This is a genomic window from Pseudomonadota bacterium (assembly GCA_016711215.1).
Lineage (GTDB): Bacteria > Myxococcota_A > Polyangia.
Genome location: JADJTL010000006.1, coordinates 77,201 through 98,242, shown reverse-complemented (window position 1 = coordinate 98,242; position 21,042 = coordinate 77,201). Strand labels below are relative to the sequence as shown.

The 21,042-nt window shown below is 67.5% G+C and carries 20 protein-coding genes; 18 read left to right on the top strand and 2 right to left on the bottom strand.

The window, feature by feature from the left end; all coding sequences use genetic code 11:
* Positions 1 to 22 precede the first annotated feature (22 nt).
* From IPL40_14720 to IPL40_14710, 3 genes are all read left to right on the top strand, one after another.
* Entirely contained in the window at positions 23 to 763 is a 741-nt protein-coding gene (locus tag IPL40_14720; GenBank protein ID MBK8482395.1) for an SDR family oxidoreductase, read from the top strand.
* 142 nt (positions 764 to 905) lie between these two features.
* Positions 906 to 1,628, top strand: a complete 723-nt coding sequence (locus IPL40_14715; GenBank protein MBK8482394.1) for an NUDIX domain-containing protein — start codon at positions 906 to 908, stop codon at positions 1,626 to 1,628.
* Positions 1,629 to 1,825: 197 nt separating this feature from the next.
* On the top strand, positions 1,826 to 3,073 hold the full coding sequence (locus IPL40_14710; GenBank protein ID MBK8482393.1) for a hypothetical protein: 1,248 nt from the start codon (positions 1,826 to 1,828) through the stop codon (positions 3,071 to 3,073).
* A 97-nt stretch (positions 3,074 to 3,170) separates the two neighbouring features.
* On the opposite strand, the gene IPL40_14705 is transcribed toward IPL40_14710, so the two are convergent.
* Both IPL40_14705 and IPL40_14700 read right to left on the bottom strand, forming a co-directional pair.
* Positions 3,171 to 3,464 carry a hypothetical protein gene (locus IPL40_14705; GenBank protein ID MBK8482392.1) on the bottom strand — a complete coding sequence of 98 codons (294 nt, stop codon included), beginning with the start codon at positions 3,462 to 3,464 and terminating at the stop codon, positions 3,171 to 3,173.
* Positions 3,461 to 3,976: a hypothetical protein gene (locus IPL40_14700; protein ID MBK8482391.1), complete on the bottom strand. Its 516-nt coding sequence runs from the start codon at positions 3,974 to 3,976 to the stop codon at positions 3,461 to 3,463. The genes IPL40_14705 and IPL40_14700 overlap by 4 nt, the downstream gene beginning before the upstream one ends.
* A 243-nt stretch (positions 3,977 to 4,219) precedes the next feature.
* Between IPL40_14700 and IPL40_14695 the strand changes: the two genes are divergently transcribed.
* The 15 genes from IPL40_14695 (at position 4,220) to IPL40_14625 (ending at position 20,658) form a co-directional block, all read left to right on the top strand.
* Positions 4,220 to 4,609 (top strand): DUF2924 domain-containing protein, encoded by a 390-nt coding sequence (locus IPL40_14695; protein ID MBK8482390.1) that lies wholly within the window; start codon positions 4,220 to 4,222, stop codon positions 4,607 to 4,609.
* Between the two features lie 493 nt (positions 4,610 to 5,102).
* The gene (locus tag IPL40_14690; GenBank protein MBK8482389.1) at positions 5,103 to 6,167 is read left to right on the top strand and encodes a recombinase zinc beta ribbon domain-containing protein; all 1,065 of its coding nucleotides are present in this window, start codon (positions 5,103 to 5,105) and stop codon (positions 6,165 to 6,167) included.
* Positions 6,164 to 6,559, top strand: coding sequence for a hypothetical protein (locus IPL40_14685; protein MBK8482388.1), 396 nt, complete (start codon positions 6,164 to 6,166; stop codon positions 6,557 to 6,559). Before IPL40_14690 ends, IPL40_14685 begins: the two co-directional genes overlap by 4 nt.
* Before the next feature lie 96 nt (positions 6,560 to 6,655).
* Positions 6,656 to 6,853, top strand: coding sequence for a helix-turn-helix domain-containing protein (locus IPL40_14680; GenBank protein MBK8482387.1), 198 nt, complete (start codon positions 6,656 to 6,658; stop codon positions 6,851 to 6,853).
* On the top strand, positions 6,843 to 10,148 hold the full coding sequence (cas3u, locus tag IPL40_14675; GenBank protein MBK8482386.1) for a type I-U CRISPR-associated helicase/endonuclease Cas3: 3,306 nt from the start codon (positions 6,843 to 6,845) through the stop codon (positions 10,146 to 10,148). Before IPL40_14680 ends, cas3u begins: the two co-directional genes overlap by 11 nt.
* The gene (locus tag IPL40_14670; protein MBK8482385.1) at positions 10,148 to 11,125 is read left to right on the top strand and encodes a hypothetical protein; all 978 of its coding nucleotides are present in this window, start codon (positions 10,148 to 10,150) and stop codon (positions 11,123 to 11,125) included. Before cas3u ends, IPL40_14670 begins: the two co-directional genes overlap by 1 nt.
* A complete protein-coding gene (cas7u, locus tag IPL40_14665; GenBank protein ID MBK8482384.1) occupies positions 11,122 to 12,405 on the top strand; it encodes a type I-U CRISPR-associated protein Cas7 in 1,284 nt (427 codons plus the stop codon). Before IPL40_14670 ends, cas7u begins: the two co-directional genes overlap by 4 nt.
* On the top strand, positions 12,402 to 14,594 hold the full coding sequence (gene cas5u6u, locus IPL40_14660) for a type I-U CRISPR-associated protein Cas5/Cas6 (protein ID MBK8482383.1): 2,193 nt from the start codon (positions 12,402 to 12,404) through the stop codon (positions 14,592 to 14,594). The genes cas7u and cas5u6u overlap by 4 nt, the downstream gene beginning before the upstream one ends.
* The gene (locus IPL40_14655) at positions 14,591 to 16,090 is read left to right on the top strand and encodes a putative DNA binding domain-containing protein (protein MBK8482382.1); all 1,500 of its coding nucleotides are present in this window, start codon (positions 14,591 to 14,593) and stop codon (positions 16,088 to 16,090) included. Before cas5u6u ends, IPL40_14655 begins: the two co-directional genes overlap by 4 nt.
* On the top strand, positions 16,087 to 16,335 hold the full coding sequence (locus IPL40_14650; GenBank protein ID MBK8482381.1) for a hypothetical protein: 249 nt from the start codon (positions 16,087 to 16,089) through the stop codon (positions 16,333 to 16,335). Before IPL40_14655 ends, IPL40_14650 begins: the two co-directional genes overlap by 4 nt.
* Complete coding sequence (locus tag IPL40_14645; GenBank protein MBK8482380.1) at positions 16,332 to 17,597, top strand: cytoplasmic protein; 1,266 nt, start codon at positions 16,332 to 16,334, stop codon at positions 17,595 to 17,597. The genes IPL40_14650 and IPL40_14645 overlap by 4 nt, the downstream gene beginning before the upstream one ends.
* A complete protein-coding gene (locus IPL40_14640; protein ID MBK8482379.1) occupies positions 17,594 to 17,800 on the top strand; it encodes a hypothetical protein in 207 nt (68 codons plus the stop codon). Before IPL40_14645 ends, IPL40_14640 begins: the two co-directional genes overlap by 4 nt.
* Positions 17,797 to 18,339: a hypothetical protein gene (locus tag IPL40_14635; protein ID MBK8482378.1), complete on the top strand. Its 543-nt coding sequence runs from the start codon at positions 17,797 to 17,799 to the stop codon at positions 18,337 to 18,339. Before IPL40_14640 ends, IPL40_14635 begins: the two co-directional genes overlap by 4 nt.
* Complete coding sequence (locus IPL40_14630; protein MBK8482377.1) at positions 18,336 to 19,442, top strand: virulence RhuM family protein; 1,107 nt, start codon at positions 18,336 to 18,338, stop codon at positions 19,440 to 19,442. The genes IPL40_14635 and IPL40_14630 overlap by 4 nt, the downstream gene beginning before the upstream one ends.
* Positions 19,435 to 20,658: a transposase gene (locus IPL40_14625; GenBank protein MBK8482376.1), complete on the top strand. Its 1,224-nt coding sequence runs from the start codon at positions 19,435 to 19,437 to the stop codon at positions 20,656 to 20,658. The genes IPL40_14630 and IPL40_14625 overlap by 8 nt, the downstream gene beginning before the upstream one ends.
* Positions 20,659 to 21,042: the final 384 nt, after the last annotated feature.

Here is a 21,042-nt window from a genome sequence, read left to right as displayed (position 1 = left end):
GCCCCAGCGAAGGGAGAAGGCCATGGGACATTTGAAGAACAAGGTTGCCCTGATCACCGGCGGCAGCCGCGGTATCGGCGCGGCGATCGCCCGACGCTTTGCCAAGGAGGGCGCTGATGTCGTGATCACCTACGTCGATGGTGCGGCACGGGCGCAGCAGGTGGTCGCTGACGTCAAGGCTGCTGGCGTGCGCGGCCTGGCGATCCGGGCCGACGCCGTGGACGCGGCGGCCGTTCAGGCGGCCATCGCGCAGACCCGTCGCGACTTCGATCGGCTCGACATCCTCGTCAACAACGCCGGCATCTACACGACGGCGCCGCTGACCGAGACCAGCGACGAGGCCTTCGATCGGATGGTGGCGGTGAACGTACGGGCACCCTTCGTCGCCGCGCGCGAGGCGGCCCGCCTGATGGGCCAGGGTGGACGGATCATCAACATCGGCAGCTTGCTCGGCGAGAGCGTGCCCTTTCCCGGGCTGACCGCCTACAGCATGAGCAAGTTCGCGCTGGCCGGGATGACCCGCGCCTGGGCTCGCGACCTCGGACCGCGCGGCATCACGGTCAACATCATCCAGCCCGGGCCGGTCGACACCGAGCTCAACCCAGCCAACGGCCCCTCCTCCGAGGCGCAGAAAGGATTCACCGTCCTCGGGCGCTTCGGAACCGCTGAGGAGGTCGCAGCCGCTGCCGCCTACCTGGCGAGCGCGGAGGCCGCCTTCGTTACCGGTGCGACGATCAACGTGACCGGCGGTCTCGGCGTCTGACAGTCCGACGACGGGAGCGTTGATCGGCCGCATTCGGCGGGGCGCGCCGCGGCGAAAGGCAGGGCTGGCATTGCTCATGCTTGATAAGTCGAGGTTGGTTGATCGATAACCGATAATCGATGGTCGCCGCCGGGGAGCACGCTTGAAGCGCCTCAGCCTCAGCCTCGCCACCGCCACCGCCACCGCCCTCGCCCTCGTCCTCGGGGGCCGCGCTGACGGCCGTCAGCGTCTGGCCACCAGCGAAGCCCGGGCAGCCCACCAAGGACAACCTCCAGTGCTGCGGCTCGAGCGCGGGCCACGAGCTCGCCCGACGAAGGTGACGGTAGCGGGCGGCATCTTGTTCCGTCGCCTCCCGACCTCCGCAGGCAACGCTTCGGGGCGCGAGCCGCGCGCGGTACTGCTGGTGCTTTCGACGAAAGGGAGGTGGGGATTTCCCAAGGGTCATGTCGATCCCGGCGAGAAGCCCAGATCGGCCGCAGGGCGCGAGCTGCGCGAGGAGACCGGGCTGGGCGCAACAGCAGGAGGCAGGGTCGGAGGTTACCGTTTGGGGCACGACGGAAAGCGCCGATTCTACTTGATGCGCCCGCTCGACGACGGCCTATTGGGCAACGAGGACAGCTTTCAGCCCCCTGCGGCCGCCCGCCAGGAGATCCGCACCTGCGCCTGGGTGGACACCCTGACGGCCCAAGACCGCCTGGGGCGGCGCGACAGGCGGATGCTGGAGAAGGCGCTGGCGCGCGACTCCGAAAGTCGGACTCCTTGGGGCGTGGCGCGCGAGACGACCCACCAACCGTGGATCGAGATCCGGGCTGGGAAAGCGCCACCAGCTGGGCCGCTGAAGCAACTCTCGCGCACGCTCCACTGAGCGACCAGACCGAGGGGCGCAAGACGCAGGGGCCGGGCCTGCGAGCGGCCGCCTGCGCAGCGTGGTTGCCTGCACGTCGTGGCCGCCTGCGCGTCGTGGCTGCCCCTCGGGTGTGCCGGGCACCTGAAGCACGGGCACCTGAAGCGCGGGCCGGACAGGGATCCCAACTGCTGGAAACGACCGCTAAGACCCTCGACATGCCCTCTCCCACCGACCACACCGCGTTGCAGCCCCTCGCGGCCGCCGCGACCAGCACGCGCCACCGTGGGCCCCGCCGGCTCGCGCTCGTCGGCCTCGCCCTGGTCTGCCTCACCGGCGCCACGACGACAGCGGCATCCCCACCCCCTATGGCAGCGTCCGGGCGTCCCTTCGGCTTGGTGCGGATCACCGACGACCACTACAGCCGCGACTACAGCGACGCGGCTCTGCGCGGGTTTCTAGAGGGGCAGGGTTTCGCGCCGCGCACGCTGACGCTCGCTGGCCGCTACGGCGGACGGGCCTACGCTCGCAGCTTCGTCGGTGCGGCGTTGCGACCTCTGCACCACTTCGTCCGTGGTCTGGTGTCCGCCGGTGGCGCTGATCCGCTGCGCGTCGCCATCGTCGGGGGCCTCTCGCGCGACTGCGTGTTCAAGACCGTCGTCGCCCTCACCTCCGCGGCCCTGGTCCGCGGCGTACCCGTCCACGTGACCATGGGCGCGCGCTGGCTCACAGACCTCGACTTCGTGCCCGATCTGCGACGCTTCCTCGCCAGCCTGCCCGCCAAGACCCGGCTCGATAGGCTGGTCGATCAGCTGGCAAACCCTGCCACCGCCGACCCCGTCGCTGGCGCGCTCGCCGCCGCCGAGGCGCCAAACGCCGTCCTGATCTCGCTCCACCCCGAGGCCGAGGATCGCTTGCGGCCCACCGGAGGCGCCTTCCCAAACGCCTTCACCGCCTCCCTTGCACAGCCGCTGGCAGTGGCGAGGTCCGGCCTGCGCGGCTCCGAGGCCGCGGCACGCGCAGCGATCGATCGTCGCGCGCTGCGCGCCGCACGCGACGGTGACCTGATGGAGTTCTGGCCGCGCTTCTGGCTCTATCGCAGCATGCTGAGCCACGGCGCCTCGCCAGGCTCGCCCCCGGACGGCGCCGCCCTGACAAAGGCGCTCAAGCAAAGTGCGCAGGTCCTGGCTGAGCGCCGCGATGCCCTCGGTCGCGTCTTTGAGACGCAGAGCATCATCGGCATCACTCGGATCATCCAGGCCACGCCCTCGCTCCACCGCACCACCGAGGAGGTCGCGGCGTCGATCGCGACCCTCGCTCGCCTCCGCTGGGCCTTGCACCCCACCTACGGGCCCCTACCCCACGAGGCGATCGCCGCGACCGCAGACGACCTCGCCGCCCGCAGCCCGGCGTTTCCCAGCCGCAACGACCTGCTGGACACCCTGCGCCGGACCATGGAGCCGTAGCTACGGGTGAGTCATGCCTGCGCCCCGCCCCCCGGACAGGCGCGCGTCGCGCGCCAGCGAGCAACGCGCGGCGCCTATTGGACGGGTCGCTGGGTGGTCACCAGAGAAGACGGGCGATAGAGCGTCGAGGAGGTCGCGGAAGGGCTCCGGCCCGCGCGTAGCCCTGTCCGAGGTAAGCGCGGACGATCCCGAGCGACACCGGCACGGGCGGCAGTTGGGCCTCTCCGATCTGAAAGACGACCTGTCGCGCGGCTACGCGGGCGCGGATGGTCTTCCAGCCGTCCGTATAGGCGAGTTCACGGAAGGATCGCGTGGAGCGCGTGGCGCCCTCCGCGGTCTCCAGGGTGGCCGTAAAGGTGGGGACAATCGCCTCGCTGCCCGGGCCCTTCACGCGACCCTGGACCTCGAGGCGGACCACGCTCTGCCCGTGACCCAGCGCAAGGACCGCCGCCCAAAAATACTCATCGATGCTCGCGGCGGGCGAGCTTCTCCGCTGCACCTCGAGATCGAGGCGTGGTCGTCCAGAAAGGTCGTCGGGAGCTCGATTCCCGCCCCGCCCTGCGCCCGCGCCCTGTACGGCCCGGGGTACTCGCCAAGCGTGAACGCGCCAGAATAGGCAGCCACGTCCTCGGGGAACACCGTCGAAATGAAGCGAGGGTAGACGTAGTGCCGGCCGGCCTCGGGCAGTCGAAACGAGAGCCCGTGAATGCTCATGCGGTGGTTTCCCGGAGCGAAGGTCTTGCGGTCCTCCGTCAGCGTATAGACGATGAAGAGCGAGTCGCCGTTCACCGCGAGCATCGGGCACACCACCCAACTCTGATCGGTCTCGACGCTGCCGGTCAGGCTCGATCCCGCGATCCAGTCCAGGTGTCCCGTCTGTGAAGCGAAATGGCTGAGGTTCATGCGTCGATTCGGGAGGTGCTCGATGCGCAGCCCGCATCGACCCGAGGCCTGCCGCGTAGCCTGCTTTGTATCTACGGCCCGATCCGGAGTCGCTTGATTTCAGCTACTTGCGCGTTGGGGTGGTCAAGATGGGATTATGCGGAGCGCTCTGTGTCGAGCGCCCTCCGCAACGGCACGAAAACGCCCGAACAACCGCGCGTCGCGATGGTCGGATTCCGCATATCTCCGCGCTCCGCATAGGTCTTGTTATGCGGTGCTCTGCATAACAAGACCTACCTCTTCAAGCGCATCGCCGACCGGATGCAGGAGCAGCGCTATGGCGGCCTCTCGCCGAGGGCCAAGGCCCGCGCCGCCGAGTTCGCGGACAAGGCGCCCGTGCGACGACGTCCGCCGCGGAACGTGGCGAGCGTGAGCATCGTCGAGGCGACCGCTCGCGACCCGCGCCTGCCGCCCGTGGGCACGGTGCTGCGCCGCGAGTTCCGCGGCGCGGTCCACGAGGTGCGGGTGCTGACCGAGGGCTTCGAGTACCGCGGCGAGCGCTTCGCGAGCCTCTCGACGCTCGCTACCAAGATCGCCGGCTCGCGCTGGAACGGCTTCTTGTTCTTCAAGGTCGGCGCGAAGGGGGCGGCATGAGCTCGGCGCTCGTGAAGGAGCCGAAGGTCGTCCGGTGCGCCATCTACACCCGCAAGTCGACGACCGAGGGGCTGGACTCCGACTTCAACACGCTCGACGCCCAGCGCGAGGCGGCCGAGCACTTCATCAAGCGCCAGGCCGCCCAGGGCTGGAAGGCGCTGCCCACGCGCTACGACGACGGCGGCTTCACGGGCGGAAACCTCGAGCGCCCGGCGCTGACGCGGCTCATGGACGACATCGAGCGCGGCGAGATCGACACGGTCGTGGTCTACAAGGTCGACCGACTCAGCCGCTCGCTGCTCGACTTCGCGCGGCTCGTCGGGCGCTTCGAGAAGCGCCGGGTCGCCTTCGTCAGCATCACGCAGCACTTCGACACCTCGACGTCGATGGGCCGGCTCGTGCTCCACATCCTGCTCTCGTTCGTGCAGTTCGAGCGAGAGCTGATCAGCGAGCGCACCCGCGACAAGATCGCGGCCGCCAAGCGCCGGGGGAAGTGGACCGGCGGCCCATTGGTGCTCGGCTACCGCGTCGACCGCCAGCGCCGCGCGCTCGAGGTCGTGCCCGAGGAGGCCGCCGTCGTGAAGCTCGCCTTCGAGCTCTGCGAGCGCACCCTGTCGATGGCGCTCACGGCGCGCAGCGGCTCAACGCACGCGGGCTCACGCTGCGGACGCGCGTGGCCGAGGACGGCACCACGCGAGGGCGCCCCTTCAACAAGAACGCCGTCCACCGGCTGCTCCGCAACCCGCTCTATGTGGGCAAGGTCCGCCACAACGACGACCTCTTCCTCGGCGAGCACGAGCCCATCGTCGCCCCCGACGTGTTCGAGCGCGTGCAGCGCACCCTAGACCTGCGCGCGGCCGGAGCCGGCACGCGTCGCCCGCGAGGGAGCGAGTCGCTGCTGACGGGGCTGCTCCGCTGTCTGCCCTGCGACGCGGCGATGAGCACGAGCCACGCCTACAACCACAAGAAGCAGCGCTACCGCTACTACCGCTGCCGCGCGTCGCAGGAGGGCCTGCGCTGCCCCACGGGTCTGCTCAACGCGAACGACGTCGAGGCCGCTGTCGTCGCGCAGGTGAAGGCGCTGGCGAAGAGCGGCGCGCTGCGCGATCGGATCCTCGCGACGCTCGCCGAGGGCGACGAGGGCGAGGCCGAGCTGGTCGCGACCAAGGACAGGCTCGAGGCGCGGATCAGCGAGCTCGGCGCCGAGGCGAAGCGCCTGCTCGGTGCCTTCAGCAGCGTCGATGCCGGAGGGCGCCTCCTCGCCGAGCGGCTCGGCGAGCTCGAACGTGAGACCGACAAGCACCGCGCCGGTGTCGCCGACCTCGAGCGGCGTCTGCGCGCCTGCGCCGCGCTCCGCACCGAGGGCGAGCACGTGGCCAAGCTGCTCGATGCCTTCGACGAGGTCTGGGAGGCGCTCGTGCCCGAGGAGCGCCGGGAGGCGCTGCGCGCCCTCATCGCTCGCGTCGGCGTCGACCCCGAGAGCGGCACGCTGCGCGTCACGTTCCACGAGCCCGCGCCGCCGACCGGTCCGCAGCCCACGACGGAGGCCACGGCGTGACCGAGGTCGTGATCGCCTTTAAGGGCGGGCGCGCCTGGCGCCAGCACCAGCAGGCCGCGAAGCGAGCCCCGACGCGCCGCTACCCCGCGCGCATCGCCCACCAGCTCGCCCTGGCGCACGCCCTGCGCCGCCGGCTCGAGCGCGGGGCGTTCGCCGACTTCGCCGACATGGCTCGGCAGCTCGGCTTCACGCGCGCCCGCGTCACCCAGCTCATGGACCTGCTCCTCCTCGCACCCGAGGTGCAGGAGGAGATCCTCTTCCTCGAGCTGCCCCCGGGCGCGCAGCGGGTGAGCGAGCGCGGCCTGCGCGAGGCGGTGCTCGGGACGATCGACTGGCAGGAGCAGCGGCGGCGGTGGGAGGGGCTGAAGCGGGAAATCAGCACCGGGACCTGAGCAGGCGTTGAGCCGGCCAAGGCCGTGGCATAGAATGGCGTTCCTTGGAGTCTGATGCCGCCGCTAGCCCTACGCGCCACCCAATCTGGAGCCCGGATGCCTGACGAGGTCCTGACGATCAAGGAGCTCGCCGCGCTGCTCAAGCTCGCGGAGAAGACCGTCTACGCCATGGCCCAGGCCGGCGAGATTCCGGCTTTCAAGATTCGGGGCCAGTGGCGCATCAAGCGTACCGAGCTCGACCAGTGGATCGACGCGCAGCCGCGCGGTGGGGAGGGGGGTGGTCGTGGCGAGTAACGAAGCGCTCGCTGTTGTGGCGAGTACGGGCGACCCACAGGCGGTGGAATGGCTCCGGTGTGCGCTCGGCCTCGATGCAGCGCAAGCGCCGTTCCCATGGCAGGTCGAGCTGCTTCGACGCTTCCGCCAAGGCGAAGTCGTCTCGTCTCTCGATATCCCGACCGGTCTCGGAAAGACCGCCGTCATGGCCGTGTGGCTCGTCGCCCGAGTGCTCGGAGCCTCGCTGCCTCGACGACTCGTATACGTCGTCGATCGTCGCGCCGTTGTCGATCAAGCGACCGAGGTCGCCGAAGCACTCTGCGCGTGGGTGGCGAAAGAGCGAGGTGTCGCACACGCCCTCGGTCTTCATGAGCGCCCTCTGCCTATCTCGACGTTGCGTGGCCAGCACGTCGACAACCGCGCGTGGCTTGAGGATCCATCGTCGCCCGCGATCGTCGTCGGCACTGTCGACATGGTGGGCTCGCGGCTCCTCTTCTCGGGCTACGGCGTCTCCTCGAAGATGCGTCCCTACCATGCAGGGCTCCTCGGCGCGGACACGCTCCTCGTTCTCGACGAGGCCCACTCGGTCCCTGCGTTCGAGGATCTCCTCAGACAGGTCGAGAACGGAGCTGATTCTTTCGGCCCCACGGACGCTGCCCTTCGCGCGCTGGTGCCTCCGTTCAAGCTGCTATCGCTGTCAGCAACGGGACGCCAAACGACCACTGCCGCCCCACCGCTCACGCTTACCGATGAAGATAGGCGGTACGAAGTCGTCGCCAGGCGACTTAACGCGAAGAAGACGCTGAACATCGTGGAGCTTGCTGCCCCGGTGGACGCTCCTTCCGCCGAAGACAGCAAGGCGGCGGACGACGCGAGCGAGAACGACGACGCGAGCAAGAAGGACAAGGGACCCAAGCTCGCTGCCGTTCTCGCCCACAAGGCGTGGGAGCTGACGGCGCGAGGTTCGGAGAAGGTCCGGTGCCTTGTGTTCTGCAACAAGCGCGAGGACGCGACGGCGGTTGCCGCCGAGCTGCGCGATCTAGCGAAGACGGCGACGGCGACGATCGAACTTTTGGTGGGCGCGCGTCGCGTGTTCGAGCGCACCAAGGTGGCCGTGTGGTTGGTCGAACACGGCTTCGTAGAGCGAACTGACGGTACACGTGCCGTCTCCCAGGGGCCGACGTTTCTCGTCGCGACTAGCGCAGGTGAGGTCGGCGTGGACATGGACGCCGACCACATGGTCTGCGACCTCGTCGCGTGGGAGCGGATGGTGCAACGCCTCGGTCGAGTGAACCGGCGTGGTGGTGACGATCGCGATGCGAAAGTTGTCGTTGTCGTCGAAGGCGAGCCCGCACCGCCGACCGCGAAGGCAAGAGAGGCGCTCGCTGAAAAACTGGCGAAGCGCGATGCGGCAACGCAAGCCTTCAAGGAACGCCCCGCGCTTCGAGCAAAGCTTGAGCAGCTAGAGAAGGCCGACCAGCCTGCAGCCGAGGCTGTCCGCGCACTGCGCGAGCAAGTGAACGAGCTCGAAGCCAACCTCGCTCAGGTCAAGAACTCGAAGAAAGCAATTCCAAAGGGGAAAATGGGTGCGTCCCAAAGAGACGCGCACAAGTCGGAAGAAGAGCGCCTCGGCAAGGCCAAGAAGGAGGCCAAGGAGAATCTGAAGAAGGCCAGGGAAGAGAAGGAACGGCTCAAAGGGGCGATGGCGAACTCCCTTGAGCCATTGAAGAACGCCCTCAAGAAGTGCGACGACCAGATCAAAGCCTTCAAGGACTCCGACGCGAAGATCGTGGCCCGGCATGAAGCGGAGGTAGCGAAGTACCGCGCCCTACGGAAGTTGCTCGATGCTGTGCTCGCGGACAGCGGCAGCCTGAGCCCCGACGCCCTGATGAAATTGCGCGCGCGCCAGGACCTCGCCGATTTCCTCCGTGACGCGACCACTATCGAGTCCCTTCGGCCCGAGTTGACGCGCCCACTGGTCGATGCTTGGTCGATGACCTCGCTCGAAGAGCATCCGGGGCGCCCCGACGTCGACCCGTGGCTGCGAGGCTTTCGGCCGAACGATCCGCCACAGACGACGATACTCTGGCGACGACATCTCCCCGTGCGCGCGGATGAACCCTTCAATGCAAAGGCTGCGAAGCGCTTCTTCGAGGCTGCCCCACCTCACACGAGCGAGCAGCTCGAAACCGAAACGCACCTCGTGATCGATTGGCTCATCGAGCGCGCAGATGCGCTGCGCGGGGCGAATGATGAAGAGGCCGTACTGAACTCGAAGCACGTCGTCGCAATCGCGCTCGGAGCGCGCGGTGAGGTGAGAGGATGGCGAACCCTTGAGCAACTGGCTGCCGCAAAGAGCAAGGGTAGGAAAGAGAGCAAGGAGGCCAAGAAGGACCGCGAGCAAGCCTCGAAGCAGCTCGAGGCATTGTTGGTAGGGACAACACTCATCGTCGACTCGCGTCTCGGCGGTCTCACCGATGGACTCTTGGACGACAAGGCGAAGTTGGCGGATGCCGCAGACGCGGTCTCCACCTGGCTTGCTCGCCCGGACGCTCCAGACGTTCCCGTGACGGGCTTTCGCATCCGTGCCGTGGGCGCCAGCGAAGCGGACGACGCAGCGTGGCGTTCAACGCCCGGCACCGGTTGGGTGCGGCGCCATCTGCTCGTGACGAGCGCGATGAACGGCGAGCCCGCTACCGCACTGGTGGTCGATGGTTGGGCAGGCGATGCCGCGACAGAAGAGGAGCGCGGCGAAGCAGACCGTCCACAGCAGCTCGACGAACACCAGTCCTGGGCAGCAGACTGCGCAAACACGATCGGACGACGGCTGGGCATCGAACAAGCGTGCGTGGACCTCCTCGCCTTGGCCGCTCGTCTTCATGATGAAGGGAAGCGTGCTTCGCAATGGCAGAACGCATTCAAGGCGCCACCCGATGGACGCCCGTATGCAAAGACCAAGGGACCTATCGACTTCGATCTCCTCGACGAGTATCGGCACGAGTTCGGCTCGTTGCCCTACGTGGAAGCGCACGAGAACTTCAAGCAGCTTTCCACGGATGACAGGGACTTTGTTCTTCATCTTGTCGCAGCTCATCATGGCTATGCGCGACCTGTGATTGGTACTCGCGGACGCGACCTTCCCCCACCGGCAATCACTGACGAGTGGGCGCGCGCGGTCGCGCTTCGTTTCTCGCGGCTCTCGCGGCGTTGGGGGCCGTGGGGTCTCGCGTGGTGGGAGGCGCTGCTCCGCTCGGCAGACCAGACCGCGTCGCGTCGCAACCAGCAGGCAGCGACAGCGCAAAAGGAGCAGCCGTGATGACGCACAAGACTCCATCCATCCCCGTCGACCTCAAGAGCCCAGGCCAGGTGCTTGCCTGCATGGGCTTCCTCGAGGCGGCAGAGGTTCTGCTCGGCGGCGTCGAGGCTCACTTCGACTGGAGCGAAGCACAACCGACGTTCGTGCTCCGCGCTGACGGCGACAAGAACCCGTTCTTGGTCGTCTTTGATTTCTTGTCGAAGGCGAAGATTAGCGAACTGACGCCCATAGGCTACGTCGAAGGTGGTGCAGCCGATGGTGACGACAGTGGAGAGGAAGACTCCACGCCCAGCGAACCTGAGGACGGTGATGAGTCCGACGACGACGATCCGGGCCAGGTGCAGGGGCGCGTCATGACGCCAGCGTTCCCTTCGGGTGAAGGCGACCGCAACGCTCTTCCCATCCAGCTCGTGGACGACGGACGTCGGCTCACCGTCAGTCATTGGGCCGACGGCTCGTCGAGGGATTACTTCAAGCTCTACTCGGGCAACCGCTCGGCCAACCGTATTGCGACGCAGATGCTTCAAGGTGTGCGCGCCAAGCCGAAGAAGAACCAGTCGATCGGCGACCTCAAGAATCGAGGGTTGCAGCAGCTTTGGCAGGAGAACCGAGCGGCGCTCCTGAAGGCACCGTTCGACGTGGTCACGCCGATGGGCGGTAGCTTCAACTTCGATCCGCGCGGCGCCTGGACCGCGATCGACGCGGGCTACTCACCAAACACGCAGAAAGATCGCATCGCGGCCTCGCCGGTCGTCGAGATCCTGGCAGCGATCGGGCTCGAACACTCGCGCCCTGACCAATACGAGACCCGCAAGGTTCGCTACGCAGTCTGGGGACAGCCGTTGCCGCCGATGCTGGCGCGCGCCGCGCTCGCCAGCGCCGACCTGAAGCTGCCGATGCGCCGGTTCGAGTTCGAGCTCGATCTGTCCGGCAAGAACAAAGTCACGACGTTCGCACAAGAGGAGACCCGACCATGACATCGAAGGCCGCAGAAAATACCGCTCCGTCGCTGAGCGAGGAGACCACCAAGCTCTTCGATTCGTGGCTCGCCGCCGATGGGCCGGTCGCCCTCCGTCTGCGCCAGAAGCTCCTCCCCGTCGAGGCCGATGAGAGCGGTCGGGGCGTCATCTTCCCGCCGACCTATGCCGACATTGGCTACAACATCGATGCGCTCGCCGACGGCACGCGCGTCGCGACGATCGACACGGTCGGGTCCCAGGCGAACCGACTGGAGCCGATCTTCAAGTCGACTGGCAAAGACGCGGAGGGCAACGATCTGAACCCGCTCGCGAGCCTCGTCCCGCAGGTCGAGATCGTCCTGCACAAGGCTGGTGGCAAGAAGACGAAGGAGGCCGACACCGACGGCGCCGCGCACATCGAGAAGCGTTCGCTCCTCGATCTCGCGCACCGCAGCGCGGACGCCGTCGTGCTCGCGAGCCCGACGCTCGCCCCGGAGATCGCCAAGGCATTCGAGGCTCTGCGAAACAAGGGTAACGCGGCTCCGCTCGCAGCCATCGCGCCGACCTCGCTGGTTTTTGGTGTGTGGGATTCGCGTGGCGGTACCGGCGAAAAACGACCTCGCTTGGTTCGCTCGATCATCCGTGCCTGGGACGTCGAGGTCCTTCACAGCGCCGCGCAGTTCAACTCGGTGTGGAAGGCCCTGAGTGAGGAGCAGCAGAAGGAACTCGCTGACGAGGAGAAGAAGAAGGGGAAGCGGGAGCTGTCGGCGGTCGGCCTGAAGGACGCTCCATCCACCTTTCGAAAGACCGACAAGATCCCGCAGTTCGTCGCGGGGGCCCCGAACCCAGAGGCGCGCGTTCTCGGTGGTGTCCTCGCGAAGGGGGCTATCGAACGCGACGTCACGATCAACCTCGTCGCGCTCCGTGGCATCCGTGGCAAGGACGCCGCCGAGATGACCGAGGTTCAGAAGTACCTGTTGGGTCTCGCCCTTCTAGCGGCCACCGTCGACCTTGAGTTGTTCCTCCGCGAGGGATGCCTGCTCCGTTACGCGGACAAGGCGGACAAGTGGACGGCGGTACCCCGCCGCGGTGAGCCTGGTGAGGCAGACAAGGTGACGCTCCCGAAGGACCTCGTCGCCTATGCGACGGCGGCAGCCGCACCGTTCAAGGCGAAGTGGCCTGATGGGCTGAAGAAGGACGGCGCCCCCGTCCTCGAGCATGAGTTCGACATCAAGAAAGCAAAGGAGCTGCTCGCGAAGAGGAAGGACGACGAGACTCCGGCGACCCCTTCGGCATGACGCACTACCTGACCATTAATGTGCGCGCCCATGAGGGGCGGTACCACGGAGCCGGCGACGAGCTGCCGTCGCCCTTTCGCTTGTTTCAGTCGCTCATAGCGGGCGCCGGGATCAGCGGACCGCTCGACGATCACACGAAGAGGGCGCTCGTCTGGCTCGAAAGGCTCCCGGATGCCCCGCTCGTCGCGTCACCGCGTCTCGCGCGAGGTCAGGCGGTCACGATGTTCATGCCGAACAACGACCTCGACAAGTTCGGCGGCGACGTTCGGAACATCGCGAAGACACGTGGTGCGCAGAAGGTCTGGAGGCCGCGCCATTTCGACGCGTCGGTGCCATGGATCTACGCGTGGCCCTTCGCCAACGTTGACGAGGGAGACACGCACGCCAAGGCAATCTGCGCGCTCGCCGACAAGCTCTACCAACTTGGGCGGGGTGTCGACATGGCCTGGGCCTGGGGTGACCTTCTCGACGAAGCCGCGCTCGAAGCGCGGCTCGCAGAGTATAACGGCGTCGCTTGGCGGCCGAGCGTGGGCGATGGCCTTAAGCTCGCATGTCCGAGCGAAGGTTCGTTCGACAGCCTAGAGCGCCGCTATCAGGCACCACGATTCCGCACCGAGAACGGCCAGCGAGTTTTCGTTCAACAACCCAAGCCCAGCTATCGGCAAGTTTCCTACGAAGCGCGCCTGGCTCGCCAGGTCTTCGAGCTGCGCTCTTCGGCGGACTCCGAGCGTCGCGTGGCGTGGCCCCTGGAAGGGGCGTCGTCGCTCGTCGTCTTGGTTCGCGAAGCTGCACGCGCTCGCCTGAGCACCGCGATGCCGAGTCGGACCGTCGAGATCGACCAGTATCTCGTGGGTCGTACGCGAGATGGTTCGAACGCTGTGCCCGCCGAGAGGCGCGTGCGGATCATCGCCATCCCGTCCATCGGCATGCACTACGCCGACCGCGCGATCCGACGCGTCCTCATCGAGGTTCCTGCCTCGTGCCCGCTTCGAAGCGAGGATGTTCGGTGGGCGTTCTCGGGAGCAGAGCTGTTCGACCCACAAACGGGCGAGGTGAAAGACGTCCTGCTGTCTCCGTCAGCCGACGACGACATGCTCCGGCACTACGGAGTTGGCGCGAGGGCCCGAGTGTTCCGGTCTGTCACGCCATTGGTTCTCCCCGAGGAGGGCAAGCGTCGGCGCATCGAGCCAACTCGAAAGCTCACGGAAGCCAAGAGCGGTCTCGAGCGCGTCCTGGAAATGTCGGGTGCGAGAGCGGCAGTCGTTCAAGCGCTCCGTCACGCGGGCGTGAGCGCTCCAGCGGAGAGCATTCGTTTGCAGCGTGAGCCTTTCGACGGAGCCGGCTCACGCGTCGAGCCGTTCGCCGAGGGAACACGCTTCGAGAAGGAGCGTCTGTGGCACGTCGAGATTGCGTTCGGCGTACCGATCGAGGGCCCGCTGTTGCTCGGTGATGGGCGCTATCTCGGGCTTGGCCTCATGGCGCCAGCGAGAGATGTCGTTCCGGGGGCATATGCCTTCGCGATCACCGACGGCCTCGCTGGCGAGCCCGAGCCGCTTGATGTTGCACGGGCGCTCCGCCGTGCGGTCATGGCGAGAGTGCAGACTACCCTCGGCACGGGCGAGCGGCTCGCACCGTTCTTCAGCGGTCACGCGGAGGACGGCGCTCCTGTTCGGCGCTCTCGGTCTTCGCACCTCTCGTTCGCCTTCGAGCCGGACTTGCGAAGGTTGCTCATCCTCGCTCCCCACATTGTCGAGCGTCGCGCGCCGACCCCTCAGGAACTCGATCACCTCCGCCCCCTTGATGCTGCGCTCGAAGGGTTCTGCGAGCTGCGCGCGGGGCACGCTGGGGTCTTCTCACTTTTCCCTGCTGCCATCGGAGAAGTCGATGACTCGCTCCTGGGGCGTTCGCGTGTGTGGAAGACCATCACGCCATACGTCGTTACGCGCCATGGAAAGGGCGGCGCGGCGACGGAGGCACTCGCAGCTGACGTCGGTGCAGAGTGCCGTCGCCTCGGGCTGCCCGCGCCCAGGGTGGAATCGAGTAACGTTCGGGGCGCGCCCGGGATTGGGCTCAGGGGGCACGTGACGCTGCTTTTCGAGCGGCGCGTTGCCGGGCCGCTCCTGCTCGGACGAACTCGCTATCTCGGTGGTGGGCTCTTCCGCCCCGTCGAGGAGCCAGACCAGCCATGACCACCCGCGCCGCCCTTCAGACGCTCATTGCCCAAGGCGAGTCCGAGACGCTCGAGCTCAACCGCTCGACCGCCGAGCTGAAGCGCGCCGGCGAGACGCTCTGCGCCTTCCTGAACGGCGAGGGCGGCAAGGTACTTATCGGCGTCGCGCCCGACGGCAAGCTCGTGGGCCAGGACGTCGCCGACATCACCCTCCGTGACATCGCGGCGATGCTCGGTCGCTTCGAGCCGCCGGCACGTGTCGAGATGAGCCGGGTGGACGTCGAGAACGGTCGGCAAGTGATCGTGCTCGAGGCCGTACCGTCGCGGCAGTTCGCGCCGTTCGTCTTCGAGTCGAAGCCCTACAAGCGCGTGGGCTCGACGACCACGGTGATGTCGCAGGAGGAGTACGGACGCCTGCTCCTCGATCGCAACCACAGCCGGCATCGCTGGGAGAACCAGCCCGCCCTGGGCGTGCGCCTCGAAGACCTCGACCGCGAGGAGATCCTGCGCACGCGCGCGACGGCCATCGAGCAGCGGCGCCTCTCGGCCGGTACGAGCATGGACGTCAGCGACATCCTCGACCGGCTCGGCCTGCGCATCGACGGGCAGGTCACGCAGGCCGCGCAGATGCTCTACGGGACGAAGTTCCTGCCCGACTACCCGCAGGCACTGCTCAAGCTCGGGCGCTTTCGGGGCACGAAGATCACCGGCGACATCCTCGACAACCAGCAGCTCCATCTGCACGCCTTCGCGATGGTGCGCGAGGCGATCGCGTGGCTCGATCGCACGCTGCCGCTCGCGGCACGCTTTCCCAAAGGCAGCATCTTCCGGGAGGACCGCCAGCCGGTGCCGGCCGAAGCGCTGCGTGAGACGATCATCAACGCCGTCATCCACCGCGACGTCAGCAACCCGAGCTCGTACGTCGCCATCGCCGTCTTCGACGATCGCATCGAGATCCACAGCATCGGCGACTTCCCGACCGGCATTCGCGCCGAGCTGCTCACGCAGGAGCACCGCTCGATCCCGCGGAACCCCCTCATCGCGGGCGCTTTCCATCGCACGGGCGCCATCGAGGTCTGGGGCCGTGGCACCAACCGCGTCATCGAGGCGTGCCGCGCCTGGGGCATCGAGGCGCCGACGTTCAAGGTCGAGATGGGCGTCATGACTGTCACCTTCCGCGCCGAGATCCGGCCGGGAGGTGAGGCAGAGCGAGCTGGGGCGAAGACGTCCCAAGGCACCGACCTAGTCGGCGACTCAGTGACCGACTCAGTCGGCGACCCAGTCGATCGCCTCCTCGGCGCCCTCGAAAGCGGCCCGCTCGCTACAGCTCAACTTCAGAAGGCGTTGGGGCTGAAGCACCGACCGACGTTCAAGGAGAACTATCTCAAACCTGCGCTTGCCGAGCGGCTCATCGAGATGACCGTCCCCGACAAGCCGAGCAGCCGCTTGCAGAAGTACCGACTGACCGACGCGGGTAGGGCCCGGCTTTCGACCAAACGCGGAGGCGCGCCGTGAGGTCACTCGATGGGCATGTGACGGCGAGGGGCTCACTCGATGCGCAGGGGTTGGAAGCGGATCGACCGGGGTCCGAGCCCGATCGACCGGAGCTGACCGCGGATCGACCGGAGCTCCCGCCCGACCTCGCGGCCTCTGTGATGGTTGCCGAGGGGCGCCTGCGCCGCCTGTTCCCCGACGAACCGACCCACCCGAACCAAGCCTACGCGGCGCCGCTCGCCAACGACGAGAAGAGCCCGACATGAAGACGCCGCCGAAGAAGGCCTCCAAGCCGAAGGCCAAGCTCGGCCACGCAGCGGGTGACACGCGTCGCGCGGAAGGCAGCTCCCTCGCGGAAGGAGTCGCCGGGCGTGGCGCGAAGGACGATGTGGCTGGCCTCGGAGACTTCGAAACACAGGGCCGCGTAGACATTCGGCTGCCTGCCGATGCCCACGTGATCGGCGAGTCCGTCAGGGTGACTGCTCTCCGCAACCCTGGCCTGCCGCACGTAGGGCTCTTGGTCACGTGTCAGCGAGGCGAGAACACCTACGAATTCGGCTTGGCGGACGTGACGTTCGCGTCGGGTAGCCCTGCCGCGCAGCTCGTGTCGAGGTACCGCGCCTGGCTTGGCCTTCCAGCGGCGAGCCCGCAGACGGGTGCCGCCCCGCGCCCACACAAGGTCGCGAGCGAGGACATCGTCGTCGGAAAGTCCGTGGACCTCGTCGTGCTCGCCTGCAAGTCGAACGCGATCCGCTGTCGCCTGCTCGGCACCGCGCGTGAAGTGACGCTGCGCACGGCCGTCCGCGACGAGGTGCCCGGGTCGATCATCACCGTCACGCCGACGAAGGAGTGGACGCACGCCCGACATCCCTACATCTCGGGCTCCATCAGCGCGACTCGTGTCGATGTGTCCGTGCTCGGTCTGACGCCGCTCGCCCTCCACAAACAAGGCGACTGGGACCCAGACGACGAGTACTGGGGCGAGGTAGAGGAGCCGGTCGACGACTGGGCCAAGCCGATCATCGCGCGCGGCAAACGGCCGATGTTCGAGTTCGAGCAGGTCATGCCCGGCGCTGATCCAGAGGACTTCGATTCCGACCCGATTCTCGAAGCCGCTGAGCGGCGCTCGGCAGGCGATGAGAGGGGCGCGTACGACCTGCTGATGAACCTGCTCGCGAAGGATCTTCGCTGCCTCGACGCGCACGCCCACCTCGGCAACCTCGAATTCGAGCGCAACCCCAAGCAGGCGCTTCGACACTACGAGATGGGCACCACCATCGGGAGCGTCTCGCTCGGGAAGGACTTCGACGGCGTGCTTGCGTGGGGCCTCCTCGACAACCGCCCGTTCCTGCGGTGTCTGCACGGCGTCGGCCTCTGCGCCTGGCGTCTCGGTGACCTGCGCGTGGCCAAGGCGGTCTTCACGAAGATGCTTTGGCTCAACCCGAGCGACAATCAGGGCGCGCGCTTCAACCTCGCCGCCGTCGAGGCCGGCAAGACGTGGGAAGAGATGGAGGGTGAGGAAGCATGACGCGCGGCTACGCCAACTCGTGGACGAGCGTCCGCCTCCCCGAAGCTGACCTCGCGGACGTCGTGCTCGAGGTCGCCGCGCCGCTGCTCAGCGACCTTGGATCCGGGGCACCCCTCGAGCAGGCGCGAGAGGCGCTCGCGCTGGTGGTGTCCTTCTGGAACGCCAGCGTGCGCGCGTCGAAGCGCTGGGAACGACGCCGGTGAAGGAGCTGAACGAGCTGAAGAAGCAACTCCAGGGGCGGAAATGCCACGGCTCCGCGACGTTCGACGTCCTCGCCGAGCGCTTCAACCCGCACTGGCTCGATCCGCGACTCGTAGAGGACTGGTCCTACGACGAGGACTCGACGGGCGCGCGGCGGATGACCTGCACCGTGGGCTTGCCCGACGGCGTTCGCGCGGAGGTGCCGCCGCCCATCGACAAGCGAATCGCGATCGGTGGTGTCTTCCTCGATGAGGTGAGGATTCGCCTCGACAGAACCTCGTCTCTCAGCTTCCCCTACGCCCGCCACAGAGGGGCAGTCGCGGAAGACGGCACGGCGACGGTGCATGCCATGATGCCTGCCGCGCTCCAGCTCTTCGCGGAGGGCCACCTGCAGCCGGTGGGTGGTCCCGCAGTCGAGGTCAACGTCGGTGGTCGAGCGCTCGGGCCGATGGTTCTCGTCGAGGTCCGAAGCGCGGGCGAGCGCCACGATGTGGCAACGCTCGTCTTCAAGCCGAGAACGAGTCCGGGAGGCACGGCGTGACCCGCAAAAAGCAACCGCCCGAGGTCTCCATCGTGCGCTCCTCGGCGGCCGAGTACCTGACCTTCGTCGCCGCCACCGGCTCGCAGCAGCAGGCCGTCGAGATGCGCTACGAGGACGAGAACATCTGGCTGTCCCAGAAGATGATGGCGTCGCTCTACGACGTCACCGTCCCGGCCATCAACCAGCACCTCAAGCGCATCTTCGCCGACCGAGAGCTGGTCGAGGGGGCAGTTGTTAAGCAGTACTTAACAACTGCCGCCGACGGAAAGACCTACAACGTCAAGCACTACAACCTGCAGGCCATCATCGCCGTCGGCTTCAAGATCGAGAACGAGCGCGCGGTTCAGTTTCGCAAGTGGGCCACGCAGGTGGTGAAGGACTACACCATCCAAGGCTGGGTGATGGACGTGGAGCGCCTGAAGTCGGGCGGCAGCGTGCTCACCCAGGAGTTCTTCGATCGGCAGCTCGAGAAGGTCCGAGAGATCCGCCTCTCGGAGCGCAAGTTCTACCAGAAAGTCACCGACATCTACGCGACCTCGGTGGACTACGACGCGACGGCCGCAGCGACGCAGCGTTTCTTCGCTGCCGTGCAGAACAAGTTGCACTTCGCGGTGCATGGGCAGACCGCCGCCGAGGTCATCGTCGAGCGCGCCGACGCCGAGCAGCCCCACATGGGTCTGACGACCTGGGAGGGCGCGCCGCAGGGGAAGATCCACCGCTACGACGTGGTGATCGCCAAGAACTACCTCTCGGAGACCGAGATGGACCAGATGCAGCGCATCGTCTCGGCCTACCTCGACATGGCTGAGATGCAGGCGACGCGGCGCATCCCGATGACGATGGCCGACTGGGAGGAACGTCTCCAAGGCTTCCTGCGCCTGTGGGACCGCGAGCTCTTGCAGGACGCCGGCAAGGTGAGCGCCGAATTGGCGAAGCAGCACGCGCTCAGCGAGTTCGAGAAGTACCGCATCGTGCAAGACCGGCTCTTCGAGAGCGACTTCGATAGGGTCATCGCCGAGACGAAGCGGCTCGCGGGCGGCGAGCCCTCGGCGTCGACCCCCAAGCCGCGCAAGGCGCGAGGGAAGAGGTCCTCCGATGAGTGAGGCGTCGAAGACCTCCAAGCCGCGCACCCTCGACCTCCTCGGCCGCATCAGGGGCGCGGCTTCGCTCACGCTGCGTGCCGTCGAGTTCGGCTTCTACCACCTGCTCCTCACAGCGGTGGACCGCGTGTCGCGCCTGCCGCGCAACACGACGATGCCCGAGGCTGCACGCCTCTACCGCGAGAACATCGCGCTCAAGGCCCAGCTCGACGCGCTCGAGGCCGAGCTCGCTCAGCGCACCGAGCCAGCTCCGATGCCGATGGCCACGCGCGCCGCGCAGGTCTTCGCGTACCTCCTCACGCGCGGCGACGAGCCCTTCCAGCGCTACTTCCTCTCGGCGTCGCTGCGCACCATCAGGCGCTGGGCGACCCGCTTCCGCTCGCTGCGAGGGCGCCCGGACACGGGCGGGCGGCCGCCGCTCGACAAGAAGGTCGTCGAACTCATCATGACACTGAAGCGCGAGAACCGAGCGTGGGGCCATCGGCGCATACGCGAGGAGCTGCGGCGCATGGGCATCCGCGCGAGCGAGCCGACCATCGCCCGCATCCTGAAGGAGAACGGGTTCTCGCCACGCCCAGGCAGGAAGCTCGACTTCGAGCGCGCGAGGTCCACCGCCAAGGACGCGCTCTGGGCGCTCGACTTCTTCGCGGTGCAGACGGCGAAGGGCGTGTGGCTCCAGGCGCCACTCATCATCGATGTGCACACCCGGGAGCTGCTCGACCTCCGCGTCCACGACGGCTGGGACGTCGACTCGGTGTGGACCATCCGCACGTTCAACGAGGTCTGCGCTCGCGAGAAGCGCGCGCCCAAGGCCGTCGTTCACGACCACGGCGCGCACTTCGCCGGGCAGTTCGCGCGCCAGCTCCGCGTGCTCGAGATCGAGGAGGAGGTCACGCCGACCGGGCTGCCGTCGATGAACTGCTACGCGGAGCGCGCCATCGGATCCGTCCGCCGAGAGCTGCTCCGGCACATCCGCGTGGCCGACGCGAAGGAGCTGCAGTTCTACCTCGACGAGTACCGGCGCTACGCGAACACCGAGCGACCTCACCAGGGCATCGACGGGCGCATGCCGGAGGAGTTCGCAGCCAGCAAGCCCGAGGCCGAGGTCATCGACCTCACCGACGTCCGGAGGCGCCGCCTCGAGCGACGGCCGTACGCCAACGGCATTCTCCAGGGCTACGCCCTCGTGGCCGACGCCCCGCCCGCGAAGGCTGCCTGACCATGACACCCGCGGACTTCACCCTCGCGCCCCTGCTCCGCGGACGGCGCGCACGGTGCCCTTTGTCCGCGCGCCGCGCCAGGCGTCCCAGGTGCGCGTCGGGCGCGCCACGAGCCAGCGTGGGCGGCCTGGTGGCGGCTGTCGAATGGTGCGCGCGTCGTCGAGGACGCCGCCGAAGAGGTTTCTTGGGATCTGGTTGGACGCTGCTCGACACCTGTTGACCACGCGGGGCGGCCCCCGGTTCTCGGGTCCCTCTCCGAACGCCGATCGGCGAGCGCGACGCCGACCCACGCGACGAACATCCCGCCGAGGCCCGCGTTCAACTCCGCGCACCGCGATCCTCCGTAACCGTTCAGCAGGGCCCGCCTGGTGTTGAGGACCGGG